This is a genomic window from Streptomyces sp. NPDC037301, assembly GCF_055602785.1.
Genome location: NZ_JBVJWD010000002.1, coordinates 173,441 through 193,896, shown reverse-complemented (window position 1 = coordinate 193,896; position 20,456 = coordinate 173,441). Strand labels below are relative to the sequence as shown.

Here is a 20,456-nt window from a genome sequence, read left to right as displayed (position 1 = left end):
TTGTCCGCCGCGCCACCGAAAGGGGTGAACCGTCGTAACTTTCCCGCCCCGGTAGCGTTCTGTCGCGCTATGGGAGTGGTCGGTCACGCAGGGTCAAGCCGCGGCCAACTCCTTTCGGGCTGCGCGGCGCACCGCCGCGAGCGCCGGATCGAGCGCGGGAACTGCCGCCAGGAGCTGCTTGGTGTACGGGTCCCGGGGGGCTCCGTACACCTGGTCCACCTCACCCTCCTCGACGATCCGGCCCCGTCGCATGACGGCGACCCGGTCGCTGACCTGGCGTACGACGGCGAGGTCGTGCGCGATGAAGACCAGGGCGAGCCCCAACTCCCGCTGCAACTGCGCCAGCAGAGCGGTCACCTGGGCCTGAGTCGTCACATCGAGTGCGGAGACGGCCTCGTCGCAGACGATCAGTTCCGGCTCGGCGGCCAGCGCCCGTGCGATCCCGACGCGCTGGCGCTGTCCGCCACTGAACTCGTGCGGGTAGCGGTCGTACTGCTCGGGGTCGAGCCCGACCCGCTTCAGCAGATCCCGTACCCGGGCCCGGATTGCGGCCTCGTCGCGCTCCCCGGAAGCCCGCAGCGGGTCGGCGACCGATTCGCCGATCGAGCGTCGCGGGTTGAGGGAGGAGACGGGGTCCTGGAAGACCATCTGCACCCGGGCCCGGCGGGTGAGCCGCCCGGAGGTGGGCTCCAGCAGTCCTACGAGCATCCGCCCGAGGGTGGTCTTTCCGCTGCCGCTCTCGCCGACGATGCCGAGGGTTTCACCGCGCCGGACTGTGAGGGAGACACCGTCGACAGCGGCGAGGACGGACTTGCCCCTGCCGAACACCTGCCGGACGTCGACGGCTTCGACGAGCGGCTCACTCCCGACGAGTTCCTCACCATCGACGAATGCCCCGCCCACGGCCGCCTTGTCGTCCGAGGCCGCCGGGCAGGCCGGAATGCGTGGCACCGCCGCCAGCAGCGCCTGCGTATACGGCTCGCGCGGCGCCACGAGCACCTCGCCCACCGGTCCCCGTTCCACCGCCCGCCCCGACTGCATGACCAGTACCTCGTCGACCGATTCGGCCGCCACGCCCACGTCATGCGTGACCAGCAGCAACCCCATGCCCGTCTCCCGCCGCAGATTGTGCAGCAGATCCAGGATCTGGGCCTGGACGGTGACATCCAGGGCGGTCGTCGGCTCGTCGGCGATCAGCAACTGGGGTTCGCAGGCCAGGGCCATCGCGATCAGCGCCCGCTGCCGCATCCCGCCGGAGAACTCGTGCGGCCGGGACCGGGAGCGCCGTACCGCGTCGGGAATCCCGACCCGGTCCAGCACCTCGACGGCCCGGGCCCGCGCCACCCGCCGGGAGGCGCGGTTGTGGACCCGGTACACCTGGGCGATCTGGTCGCCCACCGCGTAGTACGGGTCCAGCGAGGACAACGGGTCCTGGAAGACCATCGCCGCCTTCGCGCCCCGCAGAGCACGCAGTTCCGCGTCGTCCGCCGCGGTCACGTCCACCCCGGCGACCCGGATCGAGCCGCCGACCCTGGCCCCGGTCCCCCGGTGCAGTCCGAGCAGGGCGTACGCCGACGCGCTCTTGCCGGAGCCGGACTCACCGACGACGCCGAGTGCGCCGCCGGCCTCCAGCGAGAACGACAGCTTCTCCACCGCTCGTACGTCACCGAACGAGATCGAGAGATCGGAGACTTCGACCAGGCTCACGCCAGCACCACCCGTCGGTCGGCCATCGCCTGCAGAATGTCCGCGACGGCATTGGCAAGGACGACGAAGAATCCGGTGACGAGCACCAGACCGACGACCACCGGAAGGTCCACGTGCTTCACGGCGTCGACGAGTTCACGGCCGACCCCCGGGATCCCGAAGAGGGATTCGGTGAGTACGGCACCGCCGAACATCGATCCGATGTCCAGTGCGCCGAGCGCGATCACCGGCGCCAGCGCACCGCGCAGCGCGTGCCGCCCGACGAGCGCCCGCTCGCTGACCCCGTACGCCCTGAAGGTGCGCACATGGTCCTCGGCCAGGGTCTCCAGCATCGAGGCCCGGGTCATCCGGGCGTACGGGGCCGCGGACACCAGCGCCAGCGAGATCCAGGGCAGCAGCAGGTTCCAGGCCCACTGCTCGGGGTTCTCGGTGAGGGGCACATAGTCCGGGAACGGCAGGATCTGGAGCGCCGTGACCAGGATGATGATCAGCAGCAGGCCGATGACGAAGACCGGTGTGGCCATGCCGGCCAGAGTGATCCCGGTGAGGATGCGCTCGGTCAGCCGCCCGCGCCGCCACACCGAGAGCAGCCCGGTGCCGACACCGAGCAGCATCCACAGCACGAAGGCGCCGACGGCGAGCGAGGCGGTCGCCGGGAGCTTGGCCAGGATCAGCTCGGTGACCTGCTGGTCGCTCTGGTACGAGAGCCCCAGGCAGGGCGCCTGGCAGTGCAGCACCCCGGTTCCGGTCGAGTAGTCGCGGCCGACGAAGAGGCCCTGGAGGAAGTGCGCGTACTGCATGTACAACGGGTCGCCCAGGTGCAGCTGTTCGCTGACCTGTGCCACCTGCGCGGGCGAGCAGCGCGGACCGCAGGCGATCTGTGCGACGTTGCCGGGGGCGACGTAGAAGGCCGCATAGACGACGATGCTGAGCGCGAGCAGCACGAAGAGCGCCCCGCCGAGGCGCCTGAGCAGGAACCACCTCATGCGTCGGCCTCCTTCTTCCGGCCGGTGCCGATCCGCAGCCGGGATTCGGCGCGCGGGTCGAGTGCGGTGCGTACGCCCTCGCCGAGGACGGTCAGCGCCAGCACGGTGGCAAAGAGCAGCAGGGCGGGGATCAGCAGATAGGTGGGCGCCGCCTGGTACCAGGTGTCGGCGTCGCTGAGCATCTGTCCCCAGGAGGGTGTGGGCGGCTTGATGCCGACGCCGAGGAAGGACAGAGCCGCTTCGACGACGATGTCGGCCGGGAAGAGCAGCACGGCGTACGTGATGACGGGCGCGGCCAGTGCGGGCAGCAGTTCGCGCTTGGCGATCTGCCAGGAGCCCCAGCCGCTGAGCCGGGCGGCGGAGACATGGTCGAGCGATTTCAGCGCGAGCGTCTGGGCGCGCACGATCTTCGAGATGCCGGACCAGCCGACCAGGCCGATGATCATAGCGATCAGCACCGGGCGCGGGAAGCTCGTGGGGACGACTGCGAGCGCGCCGAGCGCGATCACCATGACGGGCAGCGCGACCACGACGTCGGTGACCCGGCTGAGTGCCTGGTCGACGAAGCGGTTGCCGAGCCCGGCCGCGAGGCCGACGCCGACCCCGGTGATCACCTGGAGCAGGGTGGCGGCGAGCGCGACGCCGAGGGAGATCCGCGCCCCGTGGACGACGCGTGCGAACAGATCGCGTCCGGTGAGCGGTTCGACGCCGAGCCAGTGCTCGGCGCTGATCCCGCCGAAGGAGCCGAGCGGCACCCCGCCGGTGGCGGAGTCGACGAGATCCGGGTGGTACGTGGTGGGGTCCTGGCCCTCGATGCCCGCGAGCAGCGGTGCGGCGAGCGCGATCAGGACCAGCAGGGCGACGACGACGGCCGCCACGAGGGCCGCGCGCCGGGCGCGCAGCCGCCGCCAGAACGGATGGGCCCCGGAGGCGGGGGCCTTGACGGCTCCCGCCTCCTCGGCCAGTAGAGCTTCGGCCATGGTTACTTGACCGCGACCTGCGAGATGTCGAGCACACCGGTCCAGTCGCTGATCACGACGTTCTTGATGGACTCGCCGTACAGGCGCTTGTAGACCGGGTGGAACAGCGGCACGGTCAGTGCCTGCTCACCGACCTTCTCGTCGAGCGCGCCCCAGCGCTTCGCGGCTGCGCTCAGGTCGGTCAGCTTGTTGATCTCGTCGATCTCCTTGTTGACCGCGGGGTCGTTCAGCTGGGCGGAGTTGAAGTTGTACCCGGCCTTGACGATCTGGCGTCCGTCGAAGATCGGTGCGAAGAACGGACCGCCGGACGGCCAGTCGGCGCCCCAGCCGCCGAGGAAGAAGCCGGGCTCGCTCTTCACGTTGTAGACCGTGTCGGAGTAGTCGTTGCTCTCCAGGCCCTGGAGCTTGACGGTGATGCCGGCCTTCTTCAGCGCCTCCTGGAGCGCGGTGGCGATCTCCGGGCTGGTGGCGAAGTCCTTGTCGTTGGAGTGCGTGAGGGTGACGGTCAGCCCCTTGGGGTAGCCGGCCTCCTTCAGCAGTTCCTCGGCCTTGGCGGCGTCGCCGGACTTCCCGGCCGGGAAATGGTCGTACGGGGTGTACCCGAAGGCCTTCTGGTCGGGGAGGAAGGTGGTGGCGGGCTCGGCGAGCGAGGAGCCGCCGGCCGCGTTGACCACGGAGGAGCGGTCGACGGCGTACGAGATCGCCTGGCGCACCTTCGGGTTGTCGAACGGCTTCACCTTCGGGTTGAAGGCGATGTAGTTGCTGTACCCGAAGTGGCCGGTGCCGACGCGGGCGGCGAGCTTCTTGTCACCGGTGACCTTGGCGAGCTCGGCCGGGCCCAGGTTGGTGTCGGTGGTGACAGCGGCCGCGTCGGCGCCCTGCGATGCGGAGAGGCGCTGGTTGATTACGGCGGAGTCGAGACCGGAGCGCACGTCGATCCGGTCGGGGTAGGCCTTGCGCTCCTCGTCGGTCGCGGCCGACCAGTGCGGGTTGCGCTCCAGGACGAGGCGCTCGCCGTCACCCTCGTTCTTGACGACCTTGTACGGCCCCGAGGAGATCGGGTGCTCCTCGTACTTGGTGCCCTTGTCCTTGGCCTTCGGCACCGGGGTCGTCTGGGTCTGCGTGGCCAGGAAGGGGAATTCACCCTCCGGCTTGTTGAGGTGGAAGACGATCGTCTTCGCGTCGGGCGTCTCGATCGAGTCGAGACCCTTCTTGTCCTTGTACGGGCCCTGGTAGTCGGCCCCGCCGATCAGCCAGTCGCGCAGGTAGGGCGCACCGCCGGAGAGCTCGGCGGCGAAGGAGCGCTCGATGCCGTACTTGATGTCGGCACTCGTGATCGCGGTGCCGTCCTCGTACTTCAGGCCGTCCTTGAGGGTGTACGTCCACACGGTGGCGTTCTTGCTGGGCGTGCCCAGGTCGGTTGCCAGGTCGGGGACGACCTTCGCGCCGGCCGCGCCGTCCTCCCGGTTGCGGGTGGTGAGCGTACGGAAGACGAGGGACGGGACGTTGCCGCCGCCGGAGGTGTAGAGCCGGGCGGGGTCGAAGTCCTCCTGCGGCTTGCTGTTGAGGACGGTGAGCGTGCCGCCCTTCTCGGGTGTGCCCGCTGCGCCGGAATTGCCGCTGCTGTCCTTGCTGCCCTGGGGCCCGCAGGCCGCGGCACCCGCAGCCACGACGAGTACTGCGGCGGCCGCTGCCACGCGGCGCGATATGACGGACGGTTGACGCATCGGAAGGTGACCTCTCGGAGTACTGCCTGAAGAAAAGAACGGAGGGAATTTCCGTGCAGGCAGCAACGAGAGCGAGTGCACACAACCGGGGCACATGGAAAAAGATGACCGGAACACTGAAACTGTCGCGCCTGCGGACGGAGAGCGCCCAGGCGCGGCAGTCGTGCATGGTCGTCCGGGCCGGTTCAGGGCTCGGGCAGAGGGCCGACGCGCGCTCGGGCAGGCGTCAGCAACAGTGGATGTCGGCGACGCAGTGCCCGGTCACGTCGATGAGCGCCAGCTCTATGGCGGCGCGTTCGGGGGTGACGGGGCTGCGTGACATGCCGAGAAATATGGATCACCGCCCAGGAGATGTCAACGCAGAATGAGACGACCATCTCAATATGCGGACAGCATGGGGTGCGGACGCGCCGACCGGCAGATGACGGCGGAGCCCGGCCCGATCGACGAGACGGCCCGGCACACCCCCCGGCCCGGCCCTCTTCGATTCAACTGCCTGGATACACCCAGGCGTTGGGCCGGCACTTGATCCCGTCGATGTCCAGGGACTTGGTCTGTTGCTGCATCACCGGAGCGAGGGCTCCCGGCGTGCCACAACTCACATGGTCGTGCCCCAGCCGGTGACCGACCTCATGGTTGATCAGCATCTGGCGATAGGCGAAGAGCTTGTCCGGGCCGAACGTCGACGACCCCTGCGCCCAGCGGTAGGCGTTGATCATCACGCGTTCGGTCGCCGCGGAGTCGCACGAGACGTTGTCCTCGGTCGTGTCCAGACCCGACTTCCGGCACCAGTCCCCGGTGGTCCCGGGACTGGCCAGGGTGATCACGAAATCGGGGTCGCCGGAGGAGATCCGCTCGAACGTCATGGCGCCGTCGTGCGCCCAGCTGCGGTCGTCGTTGAGCGTCTCCTGGACGGCCCGGGCAAAGAGCGAGGCGTCGAGCCCGAGGCCCTTCTCGACATCGATCCGGTAGCGGTACTTGTGGCCCCTGCCCGGGGCCTTCGCCGTCCCCGGAACCGCCTCGAACTTCCCGGGCCCGCGGAGTTTCGGGGAGAGCGGATATGCCTTGGCCATCTTCTCCGCGTACGAAAGAGCCTTGACCTGCGCCACCTCCGGGGTCGGCCGGCCGTCCGAGCGGGAGGCGCCGTCGGTGCCGTCCCGGTCGACACCCGCGGGCTGCGCGGCACTCGTCCCGCCGCTCTCGTGGGCGACCTGCCCGGCCACGACCACCGCGAGCACGGTGGTCACCGCGGCGGCCGCGATACCGGTGAGGGTACGGCCCCTGGCGCCCTTGCCGTCCTTGGCGGGCGTCGGCGCGTCGGCGTCGCCGTGCGGCGGCTGCTCGTCCCACTCGCCGACCGAGCTGTACGGATCGGCCGGCGGGGCCTGCGGGGCGGAAGGCCCACGGGGCGCGGGGGGTGCGGGCGGCGTGTCGAACGCCTCGACGAACTCGCGCCGCGGTCCCGGTACCAGTGGCCGGGCACCGGCCTGCTGCTGGCGCCGGGGCACCGTCTGCTGCGGCCCGGTCCCCCAGCCGCCGCCGGGTTCTCGCTGTTCGGGGTGGCCGCCTCGGACGTGGCCGGTCTGCCGGAACGGGGCGTGTCCATCCGCACCGGCCGGTGTGTCGGCCTCCTGCCTCCGGCGCCGCCCACTGCCGGGCCCCGGACGCATGGCCTCGCGATCACCGCCTGTATTCGCGACGGCGGCCTCGTTATCGGACCCCGCGGGTTTGGGGCCCTTTCGACTATGTCGTCCCACGCCCCGGATCAGCTCCCGCCGCGTTCGTCGAGCAGTTCCCGGAAGGCCTGGGCGACCGCCTCCGGGTACTCCATCATCGCCACGTGCCCCGCGTCGGGCAGTGTCAGCAGCCGCGAATCGCGGAAGGCCGCGGACGCCCTGCGTGCCATCCGGTACGAGACCAGCTGGTCCCGTCCGCCGTACACGAGCTGGGTCGGTGCGAGCACCCGCTCGGCCTGGCGCCACAGTCCGTGCTGCCCGCCCAGCGTGTACGCATCGACGATGCCACGTGCCGAGCGCGCCATCGCGTCCCAGAAGTACGGCAGCTCCAGCCGGCGCTCCATTTCGGCCACCGCTGCACGGAAGCCCGATTCGGAGACGCGCGCCGGATCGCCGTAACAGAGTGCCATGACACCGCGCGTACGCTCTTCCGCGGTCCAGTCCCTGGTCATCCTGGCGAACAGGGTTGCGACGCCCGGAACGGCGAGCAGTCCGGTCGGTACGGCGGGCCACTGCACCCGAATCTCGGGGAGCGCGGGCGAGATGAGGGTGAGGGTGCGCACCAGGTCGGGGCGGACCGCGGCGACCCGGGTGGCCACGGCGCCGCCGAGTGAATTGCCGAACAGATGGACGGGCCCGCGCTCTCCCGCGTCGAGGAACCGGATCACGGCACGGGCATGCCCGGCGACCGAGTAGTTGCCGTCGTCCGGCGGCGGCGAGTCGCCGAAACCGGGCAGGTCGACCGCCTCTCCGTCGACCAGGTCCTGGAGCAGCGGCATCAGCGCCGACCAGTTCTGCGAGGAGCCGCCGAGCCCGTGCACATAGAGCGCGGGCGGCAGCCCGGTCCGCTCCGGCGGCCGGGATCGGACGGTCAGCGTCAGTGCGGGCAGCGCGACGGAGCGCAACTCCTCCCCCTCCGCGACCCTGACGGTGCTCGCCGCGGGGGCCACCGCGGTGGCGGCGCGGACTCCCGGCAGCTCGGTCGAAGACATGCGGCAATGTTACGAGACGATCACACCGCGGTTCATGTGTTCGCGGTCACACACCGCATAGCGGCTTGCAGGGGTAGCTCCTAGGCTCGAAGCAAGGAAGGGAGTCACCATGACGGTCGACCCCAGCGACCCGGAGACCTTCGAGGACATCCAGCCGGACGAACCGGACCAGGAGACACCCCGGGCGGACGCCGCCGAGCAGCAGACCGATCTCCAGCAGCGGCAGGACGAACCGCTCACGGACATCGACCGGGACAGCGCCAATGAGGCCGATGCGGCGGAGCAGGCTCGTGTTGTCACACAGGATGAAGATGATTACCGCTGATACGCCCCGCTTTGCCCCATCGGTCGACGAATCTGTGGCTACCGCAGCCGTCCGGTCCGTGAAATTCTGCGTCCGCGCCGCGCACACCCGGGTTACCCAAAAGTACGATGGCTGTACGGCGCAGCGTGCATGGAAAGGCTGTGTCCGATCACAAATTTGGGAGGCGGCGTGACAGCCATCGAGCAGACCGAGGCGGCGCGCCCGCGGGGCACTCGACTGCCCCGCCGCGCCCGACGCAACCAGCTGCTGGGCGCCGCGCAGGAAGTATTTGTGGCGCAGGGTTACCACTCCGCCGCGATGGACGACATCGCCGAGCGGGCGGGGGTCAGCAAGCCGGTGCTCTATCAGCACTTCCCGGGCAAGCTGGAGCTCTATCTGGCCCTGCTCGACCAGCACTGCGAGTCGCTGCTCCAGGCGGTCCGTACGGCGCTGGCGTCGACGACCGACAACAAGCTGCGCGTCGCCGCGACGATGGACGCGTACTTCGCATACGTCGAGGACGAGGGCGGCGCCTTCCGGCTGGTCTTCGAGTCGGACCTGACCAATGAGCCCGCGGTGCGCGAGCGCGTCGACCGGGTCTCGCTGCAGTGCGCGGAGGCCATCTCCGACGTCATCGCCGGTGACACGGGACTGTCCAAGGACGAGTCCATGCTGCTCGCGGTGGGTCTGGGCGGTGTCTCCCAGGTGGTCGCCCGTTACTGGCTCTCCAGCCAGTCCGCCATTCCGCGGGACACGGCGGTGCAGCTGCTCACTTCGCTGGCCTGGCGGGGCATCGCGGGCTTCCCGCTGCACGGCATCGATCAGCACTGACGGAAGCCGCCGGGTGCGGCCGGCGCCCGTGTTCGCTGCGGGCGTTGCCCGCCGACCGCTGGCGGATCCCCTCAGCGGGCTAATGTGTGCTGCGTACGGCGCGGTTCACCGCGCAGGGACTGACCGTCGGAGGGACATAGCCGTGGAGGTCAAGATCGGGGTGCAGCACACGCCCCGGGAGATCGTTCTGGAGAGCGGGCTTTCCGCCGAAGAGGTCGAGAGCACGGTCGCCGAGGCGCTCACCGGTAAGGCGCAGCTGCTCAGCCTCACGGACGAGAAGGGCCGCAAGGTCCTGGTGCCGGCCGACCGGATCGCATACGTGGAGATCGGCGAGCCGAGCACGCGCCGCGTGGGGTTCGGCGCGCTGTAGACAGCACGCTCAAAGCGGTGACCGTGGCAGCGGCCCGGTGGGAATTCCCCACCGGGCCGCTTTCCGTTCAGGCCCGCTTTTCGCTCCGCGTCCGCGTCCGCGTTTCCGTCAGCCGGGCGATTCCTGTGCGAACCCTGTTCAAGGAGGGTTGCGTTCCGCAACCCTCGGGTAGTACCGCTAACGACCGATTTACCCGCCCCGCAACTCGCGAGGTGATCATCTGTGATCTTGGAATTCCTCGGCTCCGTCGTGCTCGGACTCGCCCTCGCCTGGGTGGCGCTCCGCGCGCTGCCGCACCGGCTCCCGTCCCGCCGTGCCGTCTTCGCCACCGGCGCTCTCGGAGCGGCGTTCGGAGCGTTTCTCATGCACTCGGTACTGGGCCCGGACCACGTCGTGGCCACGCTGGTCGGCGCGGTACTGATCGGGGCCGTGACGCTCTCGCTGCTGGTCCGCCCCGGTAGCCACCGCCTGAGCCGATCAGCGGCGGCCTGAAGCCGTCCGGCACCCGCGGGAACGGGCGCCGGACGGCCCCGGTGAACCGCGACTACGCGGCGAGCCCGAGCGCGGCCATCCGCTTGGTGTGCGCCTCGGTGATCCGCGAGAACATCCGCCCGACCTCCGCCAGGTCGAACCCGTCGGCCACTCCCCCGACGAGCATCGTCGACAGTGCGTCGCGGTCGGCCACCACCCGCTGTGCCTGCGAGAGCGCCTCGCCCATCAGCCGGCGCGCCCACAGCGCGAGCCGCCCGCCGACACGCGGGTCGGCCTCGATCGCGGCGCGCACCTTCTCGACGGCGAAGTTGCCGTGCCCCGTGTCGTCGAGCACGGCCAGGACGAGGGAGCGGGTGTCCGAGTCGAGCCGTGCGGCGACCTCGCGGTAGAAGTCGCTGGCGATCGAATCGCCGACGTAGGCCTTGACCAGGCCCTCCAGCCAGTCCGACGGCGCGGTCTGGCGGTGGAAGTCGTCGAGCGCCTTGGCGAACGGCTCCATCGCGCCCGTCGGCTCCACCTCGATCGCGGTCAGCCGGTCCGTCAGCCGCTCGAAGTGATGGAATTCTGCGGAGGCCATCTTTGCCAGCTCCGCCTTGTCGGCCAGCGTCGGCGCGAGTTTGGCGTCCTCGGCGAGCCGCTCGAAGGCCGCCAGCTCCCCGTACGCGAGTGCTCCGAGCAGGTCGACAACCGCCGCCCTGTATTGCGGGTCGGCAGAGGCCTGCTCCCAGCCCTGGGCAGCGACCTGCGTGTGCTCGCTTTCGGCCACGGCAATCCTTTCTGAATCGGCTGTGATGCATCGCATACAGCCGATAGCTTCCCTACTGCGCTTCGCCGCGCCGGGCAGGGCTTGTCCGTCATGAAGCTGTCTGGCAGCCAAGTGAGAAGCCCCTCCGGGGAGGAGTCACGAAGCGCAGAATAGTCCGCGCTCAGCTTGAGGGCAGACCCTGTCCGGCATTGTCGGACAGGCCCTCTCGCGACGTACCACCCAACACATGTGCGCGAATCCGGGGTACAGTGGTATTGCGTCTACTCAGTATTTTGGAGTGGTGGCGCGAAATTGAATGAGGATGCCCGGTCGGTGGCCCGATCGGCTCCGACCCGACAGCCCTCCACGCGGGGCGTACGCCACGTACGACCGCAGATGAGGGGCCCCCTCAGCGGCACGAGCGCTCGAGCGACGGCAGTGGTCCCGCGCCACCCGGCCCATCCACGGCCGGATGACCAACCCCGGCACGGTACGACCCCCAGCGTTCGCCTCGGACCGCGTCTCACAGAAGAGGCAGCACCCTGACTACGTTCCGAGAACTCGGGATCCTTCCCGAGACGGCCGAGGCCCTTGAGGCCGTCGGCATTGTGTCCCCGTTCCCCATCCAGGAGATGACGCTCCCCGTCGCACTCTCCGGCTCCGACGTGATCGGACAGGCCAAGACCGGTACCGGCAAGACGCTCGGTTTCGGTCTTCCGCTGCTGGAGCGCGTCACCGTCCCCGCGGATGTCGAGGCGGGCCGGGCCCAGCCCGAGCAGCTGACCGAGGCGCCGCAGGCGCTGGTCGTCGTCCCCACCCGTGAGCTCTGTCAGCAGGTCACCAACGACCTGCTGACCGCCGGCAAGGTGCGTAACGTCCGCGTTCTCGCGATCTACGGCGGCCGCGCGTACGAGCCGCAGGTCGAGGCCCTGAAGAAGGGCGTCGATGTGATCGTCGGCACCCCTGGCCGACTGCTCGACCTCGCCGGGCAGCGCAAGCTCGACCTCTCGCACGTCCGCGCACTCGTGCTCGACGAGGCCGACGAGATGCTCGACCTGGGCTTCCTGCCCGACGTCGAGAAGATCATCACCATGCTTCCGCCGAAGCGGCAGACGATGCTGTTCTCGGCGACCATGCCGGGCGCCGTCATCGGCCTCGCGCGGCGCTACATGTCGCAGCCGACGCACATCCGCGCCACCTCGCCCGACGATGAGGGCGCGACCGTCGCGAACATCTCGCAGCATGTCTTCCGGGCCCACTCGATGGACAAGCCGGAGATGGTCTCCCGCATCCTGCAGGCCAACGGCCGCGGACTCGCGATGATCTTCTGCCGTACGAAGCGCACGGCCGCCGACATCGCCGAGCAGCTGGAGAAGCGCGGTTTCGCGTCCGGCGCGGTCCACGGCGACCTCGGCCAGGGTGCGCGCGAGCAGGCGCTGCGCGCGTTCCGCAACGGCAAGGTGGACGTGCTCGTCTGCACCGACGTGGCGGCCCGCGGTATCGATGTCGAGGGTGTGACCCACGTCATCAACTATCAGTCGCCGGAGGACGAGAAGACGTACCTCCACCGCATCGGCCGGACCGGCCGTGCGGGCGCCAAGGGCATCGCGATCACGCTGGTCGACTGGGACGACATTCCGCGCTGGCAGCTGATCAACAAGGCGCTCGACCTGAAGTTCCCCGACCCGGTCGAGACGTACTCCACCTCTCCGCACCTCTTCGAGGAGCTCGACATCCCGGCCGGCACCAAGGGTGTCCTGCCGCGCACCGAGCGGACCCGTGCGGGTCTGCGGGCCGAGGAGATCGAGGACCTGGGCGAGACGGGCGGCCGCGGTCGCAAGTCCTCCGCCGCGTCCTCGGCGCCCGCCGTCCGTGAGGAGCGTGCGCCGCGTACGCCGCGTCAGCGTCGTCGTACGCGGGGCGGCTCCGCGGTCGAGGAGGCCGCCGCCACCACCGCCACGGTGCCGGCCCCGTCCACCGAGGTGGACGACGCCCCGTCGGAGCCGCGTACGCCGCGCCGCCGCCGCCGTACCCGCGTCGGTGCCCCGGACGTCGCAGCCGAGGCCGCTGCGACCGCGGTGGAGGCTCCGGCCGTCGCCGTCGCCGCCGCCGTCGCCACGAAGACCGAGGTCGAGGCCGAGCCCACGACCGAGACCAAGCCGCGCCGCCGCCGCACCCGGGCCGCCGTCGTGAAGCCGGTCGCGGACGAGGTCGACTTCCAGATCGCGCCCATCGCGGAGCCGGTGCCCGAGGCGAGGACGGTGACCAAGCCGCGTCGCCGCGCCCGCGTCATCAAGCCGGCCGAGGACGAGGTCGACTTCCAGATCGCGCCGATCTCCGAGCCCAACCCGGAGACCAAGCCGCGTCGCCGCACCCGTGCGGCGGCCAAGCCGAAGACGGAGGCTGTGGCCCAGGCCCCGGCCGCCGAGGGCGAGGCGAAGCCGCGGAGGCGGCGGGCGCCGCGTGCGGCTGCCGCCAAGACCGAGGGCTGAGCACGGAGCACTGATTGATCCGGGGCTCCGCCTTGGACCCCGCTCCTCGAACGCCTGAGGGGCTTGATTTCGCCGGACGGGCTTGAGGGCATCCTCAAGCCCGTCCGGCGTTCGAGGACATAACCTCGTCCCATGAGTCGGCCGCCCACCTTCGCCCCGCCCCCCTGCGCCCACGTGGCCCAGCTCCGCACCGCGCGCGGGGACTTCGCCGTGCTGGACGCCTCGCCGCGCACCGCGCCGCGCGGTACCGCCCTCCTGCTGCCCGGCTACACGGGCAGCAAGGAGGACTTCATCGCACTCCTCGAACCGCTCTGTGCCGCCGGATACCGGACCGTCGCCGTGGACGGTCGCGGGCAGTACGAGACCGAGGGGACGAACCGTCAAGGGGACTACGCACAGGGCGAGTTGGCCCGTGATGCGCTCGCGCAGGCCACCGCTCCCGGCGTCGGCGGCGAGGGCCCCGTGCATCTGGTCGGGCACTCGCTGGGCGGGCAGATCGCCCGCGCCGCCGTGCTGCTGGACGCCTCGCCGTTCCGTTCGCTGACCCTCATGTCGTCCGGACCGGCACAGGTCACCGAAGCCCAGCAGCTCAAGGTGAAGATGCTCGGCGACGCGCTCGCGACGCTGAGCATGGCCGAGGTGTGGGAGGCGATGCGCGCCCTCGACCCGCCCGAGGACGCGGCGACGGACGGCGAGGCTCTGCGCCGGCGCTGGCTGCGCCACCAGCCCGCCCAGCTGATCGCCACCGGCCGCCAGCTGGCGACCGAGCCGGACCGGGTGGCCGAACTCGCCGCCGTACCTCTGCCCCTCCTTGTGCTCTCCGGCGAGCGCGACGACACCTGGCCGGTGCCACTGCTCGACGAGATGGCCCAGCGGCTGGGCGCGCGCCGCGCCCGGATCGCGGGCGCCGAGCACTCCCCCAATACGGACCGTCCGGAGCAGACGGCGGCCGCGCTCGTCTCCTTCTGGGACAGCCTGTAGGCGACGGCCGTCAGAACTCAGTACTGCGCCTGCAGGTGCTGCCAGAAACCGTCACGCAGCGCCCGCCGCAGATGTGCGTGGCCGCGCAGCGAGTGCTGCAGCAGCCGTTCGGCCTCGACCAGCAGGTCCTGGTCGACGGAGCCCGGCAGGTACGGATGCCCGGGCAGCAGATCCGCGAGGGACTCGCGGCCCCGGGCGGCCAGCCAGGCAGCGGCGATCTGCGCACCGACGAAGCGGACGTCTTCGCGCGAGGGCGCGGGGGTGTCGTCCTCGTAGGTGGTGACGGGGCGTCTGGTGACGTAGGGGCGGCAGAAGTCCAAGTCGAAGGTGCGCTGGCTGTCGACCTCCCAGAGCAGCGGTTCGGCCTGGTTGCGCCCCTCCCCCGCCTCGATGCCCCACAGGTGCACCCGGGCCCCGTACCCCTGCGCCGCCTCGACCGCCGACACCAGGTCCTCGTCACCACCGACCAGTGCCGCATCGCTGATGGCGCGGTGCCGGGCGAGCGATTCGAGGTCGGTGCGGATGAGTGAGTCGACACCCTTCTGCTGGTTGTTGGCGTTGAGGTTGCCGAGTCTGACCTTGACGTCGGGGAGTTCGGCGATGGACTGCTGCTCGACGGTGTGGATGCGTCGCCTGGCTCCGTCGTACCAGTACACGCGCAGCAGCCTGCTGTCCGCGAAGATCGTGCGGGCCTTGTCGATGAAGGCCTCGATCAGCCCTTCCGCGTCGAGGTCGAAGGAGCGGCGGTCCTCGGTGCCGGTGACGAGCAGTCCGGCCGCAGCGTACACATAGCCCGCGTCCACGAAGATCGCGTGGGTCGAGGGGGTCTTCGACACCTCGGCGAGCACGCGCTGGAGCAGCTCGTTGGTGCGGTCCAGGCGCTCGCGGATCTCTGCCTCGTTCATTCGGGCCTCGTCGTGGGCCTCGTCGCCGGATCACGCTCGGTGACCTGCTGGTACTTAGACATCCAAAAAATTTCCTTAGCGTAGGGAATGTTTGCAGGAGGCAAGCCGTTGTACACCTCGTGGAGCGCAAGACATAGGTGTCGGGCGCTCTCATCCTTGCGGACGGGTCACCCGTCCTCCCAGTAGTTCTCCAGCAGGAGGATCAGACGAAGGGAAGCCTTATGCGCTTCGAGATCATGCGACTCGACGATGTCGACGGTACCGCCGTGGACAGCACCGTCGTGGACGCCGCCTCCGTCAACCGGATCGTGCAGCAGGCCGCAGCCATAGGCCAGCGCATCTATATCCGCCCGGCCGAAAGCTCGGCTTCGTAACGCATTACGACGCTCAAAGACGAAGCGCCCCCGTACGGAAGGTCCGTACGGGGGCGCTGTGGTGTCCGCGAGCACCGTCAGGAGTTCTGGATGACCTGGGTGACCCCGTTGATGATCTGCTGTACGGCGATGGCGGAGAGCATCATTCCGGCGAGCCTGGTCACCAGCACGACACCGCCGTCCTTGATGACCCGGATGATGAGCAGCGAGTAGCGCATGGTCAGCCAGAGCACGATGTGCATGGCGATGATCGCCGACCAGACCGAGATCTGGCTTCCCACGCTGTCGGCGTGCTGCACCGCGAGGATCACCGACACGATCGCACCGGGCCCGGCGAGCAGCGGCATGCCCAGCGGTACGAGCGCCACGTTGACGTCCTTGGTCTGCGTCGGCTCGTCGGTCTTGCCGGTCAGCAGATCGAGCGCGATCAGCAGCAGAAGCAGTCCGCCCGCGATCATCAGGGCGGGCACGGAGACATGCAGATAGTCGAGGATCTGCTGGCCGAGCACACCGAAGACGGCAATCACACCGAAGGCGACGGCCACCGCCTGCAGCGCCATCCTGCGCTGCATCTTTGCGGGGCGGCCGGCGGTGAGGGCAAGAAAGATCGGGGTGATCCCGGGGGGATCCATAATCACAAAAAGCGTGAGAAAAAGAGATCCGAAGACAGCGACGTCGAACACAGTGAGCCTTGCGAGAAGAGAGCGAGAAACGGCCTGAATGAGCGCACCGCGAAGCCATGACGGCGGCCTGACGGCCGGGTGCGCAGAAGTGGAACGCAGTAGTGGGTCGAGTGGCGGCACGCGTCCGGCCGCCCGGCAGGGCGGCGAGGGGCTTCACGCCCCGGCGGCGACGCGTGCGTCGTTACGCGGGGCGGGTTCCGCCTGCGCCCGGCACCGGGAAGGCTCCCGTGGCGCGCCGGGTGATCTCGCCGTAGATCTCGGGGTCGGTGGTGTACTCGCCGAGTCCGACGGTCTTGCGGCTGCCGTGGTAGTCGCTGGACCCGGTCGCCAGCAGCCCCAGCTCCCGGGCGAGCCCGCGCAGCCTGGCCCTGGTCGGCTCGTCGTGGTCCATATGGTCGACCTCGATGCCGTCGAGGCCTGCGGCGGCGAGCCGCGCAATCGACGACTCGGGCACCACCTCGCCGCGCTTGACGGCGAGCGGGTGGGCGAAGACGGTGACGCCACCGGCGGCCTTGACCAGCCGGATCGCATCGAAGGGGTCGAGTTCGTGCTTCTCCGCGTACGCGCGTCCGCCGTTCGCGAGCCATTCGGGCGTGAAGGCGTCGGAGACCGTCTCGACGACGCCCAGCTCGACGAGCGCGGTGGCGATGTGCGGCCTGCCGACCGATCCGTCCCCGGCAATCCTCGCGACCTGCTCCCACTCGATCGGAACGCCGAGCGCCTGGAGCTTGCCCACCATGGTCCGGGCGCGCGGCACCCGGTCGTCCCGTACCAGCTCGCGTTCGCGTGCCAGCTCGGGCTCATCGGGGTCGAAGAGATACGCCAGCATATGCAGGCCCACGCCGTCGATCCGGCAGGAGAGCTCGGCGCCGGTGACGAGGGTGAGCCCCTCCGGCAGGGCGGCGATCGCCTCGGCGTGGCCGCGCACGGTGTCGTGGTCGGTGAGGGCGACGACGTCGAGGCCTGCGGCGGCTGCACCCTGCACCAGCTCGGCGGGGGTGTCCGTACCGTCCGACGCGCTGGAGTGGGTATGCAGGTCGATGCGCACGACGCGTACTCCAGTGCTCGGGCCGGACAAGGGGACATACAAGGATAACCGGCATTCGAGCGGTGCCCGGCCGGGCCCGGAGACCCTGTGGGCACCCGGGGTGCCAGAGCCGGTCCGCCGGGCAGGCCCTGGCTAGTTGAGCAGGCGCGGTGTGAGCGCCCCGCACGGTACGAGGTCCATCTCACCCCCGGCCTCGCGCAGATCGGCGAGCACCAGCTCGTCGTACATCAGAAGCCCCGACTGCTCGGGCCAGACGATCGCCCAGAGCCAGAGCCCGCGCGCCTCGCCCGCGAAGACCGCGCGGTCCTCGGGCGCTCCCTTGACGTTCCAGAGCGGGGTGGGGCGGCCGGCGGCGAGCATCTTCACGTCCGGCGGACCGTCGACGTGCAGATAGGGGCCGGGGTCGAGGCTGTCGATCCCCGCGTAGCGCGCCCCGAGTCCGACACCGAGTTCTTCGGTGACGAGCAGCAGCTCGCCGATACCGCCGACGGGACCGGGGCCGGAACAGGCGACGACGGTGGCGCGACCGCCACTGCGGTCGTCACCCGCGCTCGCCACACCGGTGAACAGCCAGCCCACCGGCAGCGGCCAGGGCATCCACACCGGGACCTGAGCGCGCTGCACCACCACGCTCAGCGCCTCGACGCTGGGCGGGACGACCGGCTGCAGCGGCTGCACACTGCCGTGCAGCGCGCACTGCCAGGTGTCGGCGAAGAGACCGGGCGCCCTGACCCGGCCTCCACACTTCGGGCAACTGGGTTCGCCCCTCATAGCGACCAACGGTCCTCCAGGACCGTCGCCGCGTCAAGGATGATCACCCGTCCGCAGCATGGCTCCCACCAGCAAGAATTAGATGTAACTTGCATTCATTAGTTCCTCTAACTTATTCTGCGCATACCGCAACGATCTAGTGGAGAGCGAGAAGACCCATGCAGGGAGAGGATCCGTTCGATCAGGGAGCGGGCAGCATCCTGCGCCAGCCGAGGGCCGTCTGGGCCACGGCGGGCGCCTCTGTTGTCGCATTCATGGGAATCGGCCTGGTGGACCCGATTCTCCCGTCCATCGCCAAGGGCCTGGAGGCGACGCCGAGCCAGGTGTCGCTGCTCTTCACCTCGTACTTCCTGATCACCGCCGTGGCCATGCTCGTCACCGGCTTCGTGTCCAGCCGGATCGGCGGCCGCAAGACGCTGCTGACCGGCCTCGCGCTCGTCGTCGTCTTCGCCGCGCTCTCCGGCACCTCGTCGTCCGTCGCCGAACTCGTCGGCTTCCGGGCCGGCTGGGGGCTGGGCAACGCGCTCTTCGTATCGACCGCGCTCGCCGTGATCGTCGGTGCGGCGGCCGGCGGCAGCTCGGCGGCGATCCTGCTCTACGAGTCGGCGCTCGGTCTCGGCATGGCCTGCGGACCGCTGCTCGGCGCCCTGCTCGGTGACGCCAGCTGGCGCTACCCGTTCTTCGGCACGGCCGCGCTGATGGCGATCGGCTTCATCTGCATCACGGCGTTCCTGAAGGAGCAGCCCAAGCCCGCCAGGAAGACCTCGCTGCTCGACCCGATCAAGGCGCTCGGCCACGGCGGCCTGGCCTCCGTCGCGACCTCGGCGTTCTTCTACAACTACGCGTTCTTCACGATCCTGGCGTTCACACCGTTCGTGCTGAACATGACGCCGTACAAGTCGGGCGCGGTCTTCTTCGCCTGGGGTCTGCTGCTCGCGGTCTTCTCGGTGCTCGTCGCCCCGCGGCTGCAGAAGCGCTTCGGGTCGCTGAAGGTGCTCGGCGCCTCGCTGGTGCTGCTCGCCGTCGACCTCGTGATCCTGGGATACGGCAACCACACCGCCGCCATCGTCTGCACGATCGCCTCCGGCGCCTTCATCGGCATGAACAACACCGTCTACACGGAGCTGGCGCTCGGTGTGTCGGACGCACCGCGCCCGGTGGCGAGCGCGGGTTACAACTTCGTCCGCTGGTTCGCCGCGGCCGCCGCCCCGTACCTCGCACCGAAGATCGAGGAGTGGAGCAACATCCACATCCCGTTCGTGGTCGCCGCGATCGCGGCCGTCGTCGGTGCGGTCGTCGTCTGGATCCGGCGTACGGCGCTGACCCACGAGGCAGAGGAGCTGGAGCCCAAGCACGCCACCGAGGACGGCGTCACGGTCTTCGCCGGCTGACCACGACGAAACCCGGTTCCGCCCCGCCCGCGGCTCCCCCTCCTGGCTGCGCGGCGGGGCTTCCCGTATGCCCGGCACGGCTCAGACCGACCTGCAAATGGGGGGCGGCGTCGCGGGGCTGGGCACGCACATCTGCCGCGTTGTCGTCAATCACCATGGCTCCTTCCCCAAGCTCTCGGCTGCGCTCGAGCAGGGGAGACCCCATCTGTCTCAATCCTCCGCCTTGCAGCTGCACGCACCCAGCCCCGCTCCTTCTCCCACCCCCCATTTGCCGGTCGGTCTCAGCCAGTCGGTCCTGCGTCTCAGTCCAGCGCCACGGAGCCACGCAGCGGATCACGCAGATCCGTACCGTGCGAGAGCCAGCGCTCCTGGAGCTCCTGCGCACCGTGGACCCGCTTCCACGCTGCCTCGTTGTGCGTCATCGGCAGCAGGGGCAGGAACCGCACCGGCTCCATAGGCCCACCCGTCTCCCGGCCACCGCCCCTCACGGAGCCGCTGCGTGGCGCAGGCTCATTCAGTTCCAGGTCCTCCACCAGACCGCCCGGCTCGGCGACCAGCACGGAGCTGAACGGCGCCCCGGGCCACAGCGGTTCGCCGAGGTCCAGCGAGGCGCCGGGTGCCACGATCAACCCCTCGACCTGCGGGGTGGCGGCCAGCACGGCCAGCGGACGCAGCACCTTGTCGGTGTCGGCGAGTCCGGCGCGCACGGAGAGGACCAGCTCGGCGCGTGGGCCCTTCACCGGGTCCGCGAGGGCCGCGGCCGGGTCGGCCATCGGCTGTGCGGACATGCCGAGCGTGGCGTAGCGCACCACGTCGCGGTCGGCGAAGCGGAGCACCTCGATGCGGTCCGTCCCGAGAAACGTCACTGCGGCGCGCGCGTCCGGCTCACCGAGGGCCGTCAGTAGCCGGGCCTCGACCAGAGCAAGAATTTCTCCCATCCT

At 70.0% G+C, this 20,456-nt stretch carries 21 protein-coding genes; 8 read left to right on the top strand and 13 right to left on the bottom strand.

The window, feature by feature from the left end:
- Nucleotides 1-93: 93 nt before the first annotated feature.
- The 7 genes from ACZ7IB_RS04210 to ACZ7IB_RS04180 all read right to left on the bottom strand — a co-directional run bounded on the left by ACZ7IB_RS04210 (nt 94) and on the right by ACZ7IB_RS04180 (nt 8,128).
- Nucleotides 94-1,707 carry a dipeptide ABC transporter ATP-binding protein gene (locus ACZ7IB_RS04210; protein ID WP_470909036.1) on the bottom strand — a complete coding sequence of 538 codons (1,614 nt, stop codon included), beginning with the start codon at nt 1,705-1,707 and terminating at the stop codon, nt 94-96.
- Complete coding sequence (locus tag ACZ7IB_RS04205; protein ID WP_470909034.1) at nt 1,704-2,693, bottom strand: ABC transporter permease; 990 nt, start codon at nt 2,691-2,693, stop codon at nt 1,704-1,706. Before ACZ7IB_RS04205 ends, ACZ7IB_RS04210 begins: the two co-directional genes overlap by 4 nt.
- Nucleotides 2,690-3,673, bottom strand: coding sequence for an ABC transporter permease (locus tag ACZ7IB_RS04200; protein WP_470909032.1), 984 nt, complete (start codon nt 3,671-3,673; stop codon nt 2,690-2,692). Before ACZ7IB_RS04200 ends, ACZ7IB_RS04205 begins: the two co-directional genes overlap by 4 nt.
- Nucleotides 3,674-3,675: 2 nt before the next feature.
- The gene (locus ACZ7IB_RS04195; RefSeq protein WP_470909030.1) at nt 3,676-5,400 is read right to left on the bottom strand and encodes an ABC transporter substrate-binding protein; all 1,725 of its coding nucleotides are present in this window, start codon (nt 5,398-5,400) and stop codon (nt 3,676-3,678) included.
- 226 nt (nt 5,401-5,626) lie between these two features.
- Nucleotides 5,627-5,722 (bottom strand): Ms4533A family Cys-rich leader peptide, encoded by a 96-nt coding sequence (locus tag ACZ7IB_RS04190; RefSeq protein WP_470909028.1) that lies wholly within the window; start codon nt 5,720-5,722, stop codon nt 5,627-5,629.
- A gap of 166 nt (nt 5,723-5,888) precedes the next feature.
- The gene (locus ACZ7IB_RS04185; RefSeq protein WP_470909026.1) at nt 5,889-7,157 is read right to left on the bottom strand and encodes a DUF3152 domain-containing protein; all 1,269 of its coding nucleotides are present in this window, start codon (nt 7,155-7,157) and stop codon (nt 5,889-5,891) included.
- 8 nt (nt 7,158-7,165) lie between these two features.
- Nucleotides 7,166-8,128 carry an alpha/beta fold hydrolase gene (locus ACZ7IB_RS04180; RefSeq protein ID WP_470909024.1) on the bottom strand — a complete coding sequence of 321 codons (963 nt, stop codon included), beginning with the start codon at nt 8,126-8,128 and terminating at the stop codon, nt 7,166-7,168.
- Between the two features lie 109 nt (nt 8,129-8,237).
- On the opposite strand from ACZ7IB_RS04180, the gene ACZ7IB_RS04175 reads away from it, so the two are divergent.
- From ACZ7IB_RS04175 to ACZ7IB_RS04160, 4 genes are all read left to right on the top strand, one after another.
- Nucleotides 8,238-8,453, top strand: coding sequence for a hypothetical protein (locus tag ACZ7IB_RS04175; RefSeq protein ID WP_470909022.1), 216 nt, complete (start codon nt 8,238-8,240; stop codon nt 8,451-8,453).
- A gap of 168 nt (nt 8,454-8,621) precedes the next feature.
- Nucleotides 8,622-9,263 (top strand): TetR/AcrR family transcriptional regulator, encoded by a 642-nt coding sequence (locus ACZ7IB_RS04170; RefSeq protein ID WP_030915445.1) that lies wholly within the window; start codon nt 8,622-8,624, stop codon nt 9,261-9,263.
- A gap of 142 nt (nt 9,264-9,405) precedes the next feature.
- Nucleotides 9,406-9,633 (top strand): DUF3107 domain-containing protein, encoded by a 228-nt coding sequence (locus ACZ7IB_RS04165; RefSeq protein WP_218105578.1) that lies wholly within the window; start codon nt 9,406-9,408, stop codon nt 9,631-9,633.
- A gap of 222 nt (nt 9,634-9,855) precedes the next feature.
- Nucleotides 9,856-10,125: a hypothetical protein gene (locus ACZ7IB_RS04160; RefSeq protein ID WP_470909019.1), complete on the top strand. Its 270-nt coding sequence runs from the start codon at nt 9,856-9,858 to the stop codon at nt 10,123-10,125.
- A gap of 52 nt (nt 10,126-10,177) precedes the next feature.
- Here the strand turns inward: ACZ7IB_RS04160 and ACZ7IB_RS04155 are convergent, their stop codons facing one another.
- Entirely contained in the window at nt 10,178-10,891 is a 714-nt protein-coding gene (locus ACZ7IB_RS04155; protein WP_398632341.1) for a ferritin-like fold-containing protein, read from the bottom strand.
- Nucleotides 10,892-11,502: 611 nt separating this feature from the next.
- On the opposite strand from ACZ7IB_RS04155, the gene ACZ7IB_RS04150 reads away from it, so the two are divergent.
- Both ACZ7IB_RS04150 and ACZ7IB_RS04145 read left to right on the top strand, forming a co-directional pair.
- Nucleotides 11,503-13,362, top strand: coding sequence for a DEAD/DEAH box helicase (locus ACZ7IB_RS04150; protein ID WP_470909016.1), 1,860 nt, complete (start codon nt 11,503-11,505; stop codon nt 13,360-13,362).
- A 132-nt stretch (nt 13,363-13,494) separates the two neighbouring features.
- Entirely contained in the window at nt 13,495-14,343 is an 849-nt protein-coding gene (locus tag ACZ7IB_RS04145; protein WP_470909014.1) for an alpha/beta fold hydrolase, read from the top strand.
- Between the two features lie 17 nt (nt 14,344-14,360).
- On the opposite strand, the gene ACZ7IB_RS04140 is transcribed toward ACZ7IB_RS04145, so the two are convergent.
- Complete coding sequence (locus ACZ7IB_RS04140) at nt 14,361-15,248, bottom strand: NYN domain-containing protein (protein ID WP_093897496.1); 888 nt, start codon at nt 15,246-15,248, stop codon at nt 14,361-14,363.
- Between the two features lie 221 nt (nt 15,249-15,469).
- On the opposite strand from ACZ7IB_RS04140, the gene ACZ7IB_RS04135 reads away from it, so the two are divergent.
- Entirely contained in the window at nt 15,470-15,622 is a 153-nt protein-coding gene (locus tag ACZ7IB_RS04135; protein ID WP_198676864.1) for a hypothetical protein, read from the top strand.
- A 77-nt stretch (nt 15,623-15,699) separates the two neighbouring features.
- On the opposite strand, the gene ACZ7IB_RS04130 is transcribed toward ACZ7IB_RS04135, so the two are convergent.
- The 3 genes from ACZ7IB_RS04130 to ACZ7IB_RS04120 all read right to left on the bottom strand — a co-directional run bounded on the left by ACZ7IB_RS04130 (nt 15,700) and on the right by ACZ7IB_RS04120 (nt 18,124).
- Nucleotides 15,700-16,305 carry a MarC family protein gene (locus ACZ7IB_RS04130; RefSeq protein WP_093897497.1) on the bottom strand — a complete coding sequence of 202 codons (606 nt, stop codon included), beginning with the start codon at nt 16,303-16,305 and terminating at the stop codon, nt 15,700-15,702.
- Nucleotides 16,306-16,486: 181 nt separating this feature from the next.
- A complete protein-coding gene (locus ACZ7IB_RS04125) occupies nt 16,487-17,353 on the bottom strand; it encodes a PHP domain-containing protein (protein ID WP_470909011.1) in 867 nt (288 codons plus the stop codon).
- A gap of 132 nt (nt 17,354-17,485) precedes the next feature.
- Nucleotides 17,486-18,124 (bottom strand): DUF6758 family protein, encoded by a 639-nt coding sequence (locus ACZ7IB_RS04120; RefSeq protein WP_470909009.1) that lies wholly within the window; start codon nt 18,122-18,124, stop codon nt 17,486-17,488.
- A gap of 158 nt (nt 18,125-18,282) precedes the next feature.
- Between ACZ7IB_RS04120 and ACZ7IB_RS04115 the strand changes: the two genes are divergently transcribed.
- Entirely contained in the window at nt 18,283-19,515 is a 1,233-nt protein-coding gene (locus ACZ7IB_RS04115; protein ID WP_470909007.1) for an MFS transporter, read from the top strand.
- Nucleotides 19,516-19,817: 302 nt separating this feature from the next.
- Here ACZ7IB_RS04115 and ACZ7IB_RS04110 read toward each other — a convergent pair whose 3' ends face one another.
- Entirely contained in the window at nt 19,818-20,453 is a 636-nt protein-coding gene (locus tag ACZ7IB_RS04110; RefSeq protein WP_470909005.1) for a suppressor of fused domain protein, read from the bottom strand.
- Between the last annotated feature and the right edge of the window lie 3 nt (nt 20,454-20,456).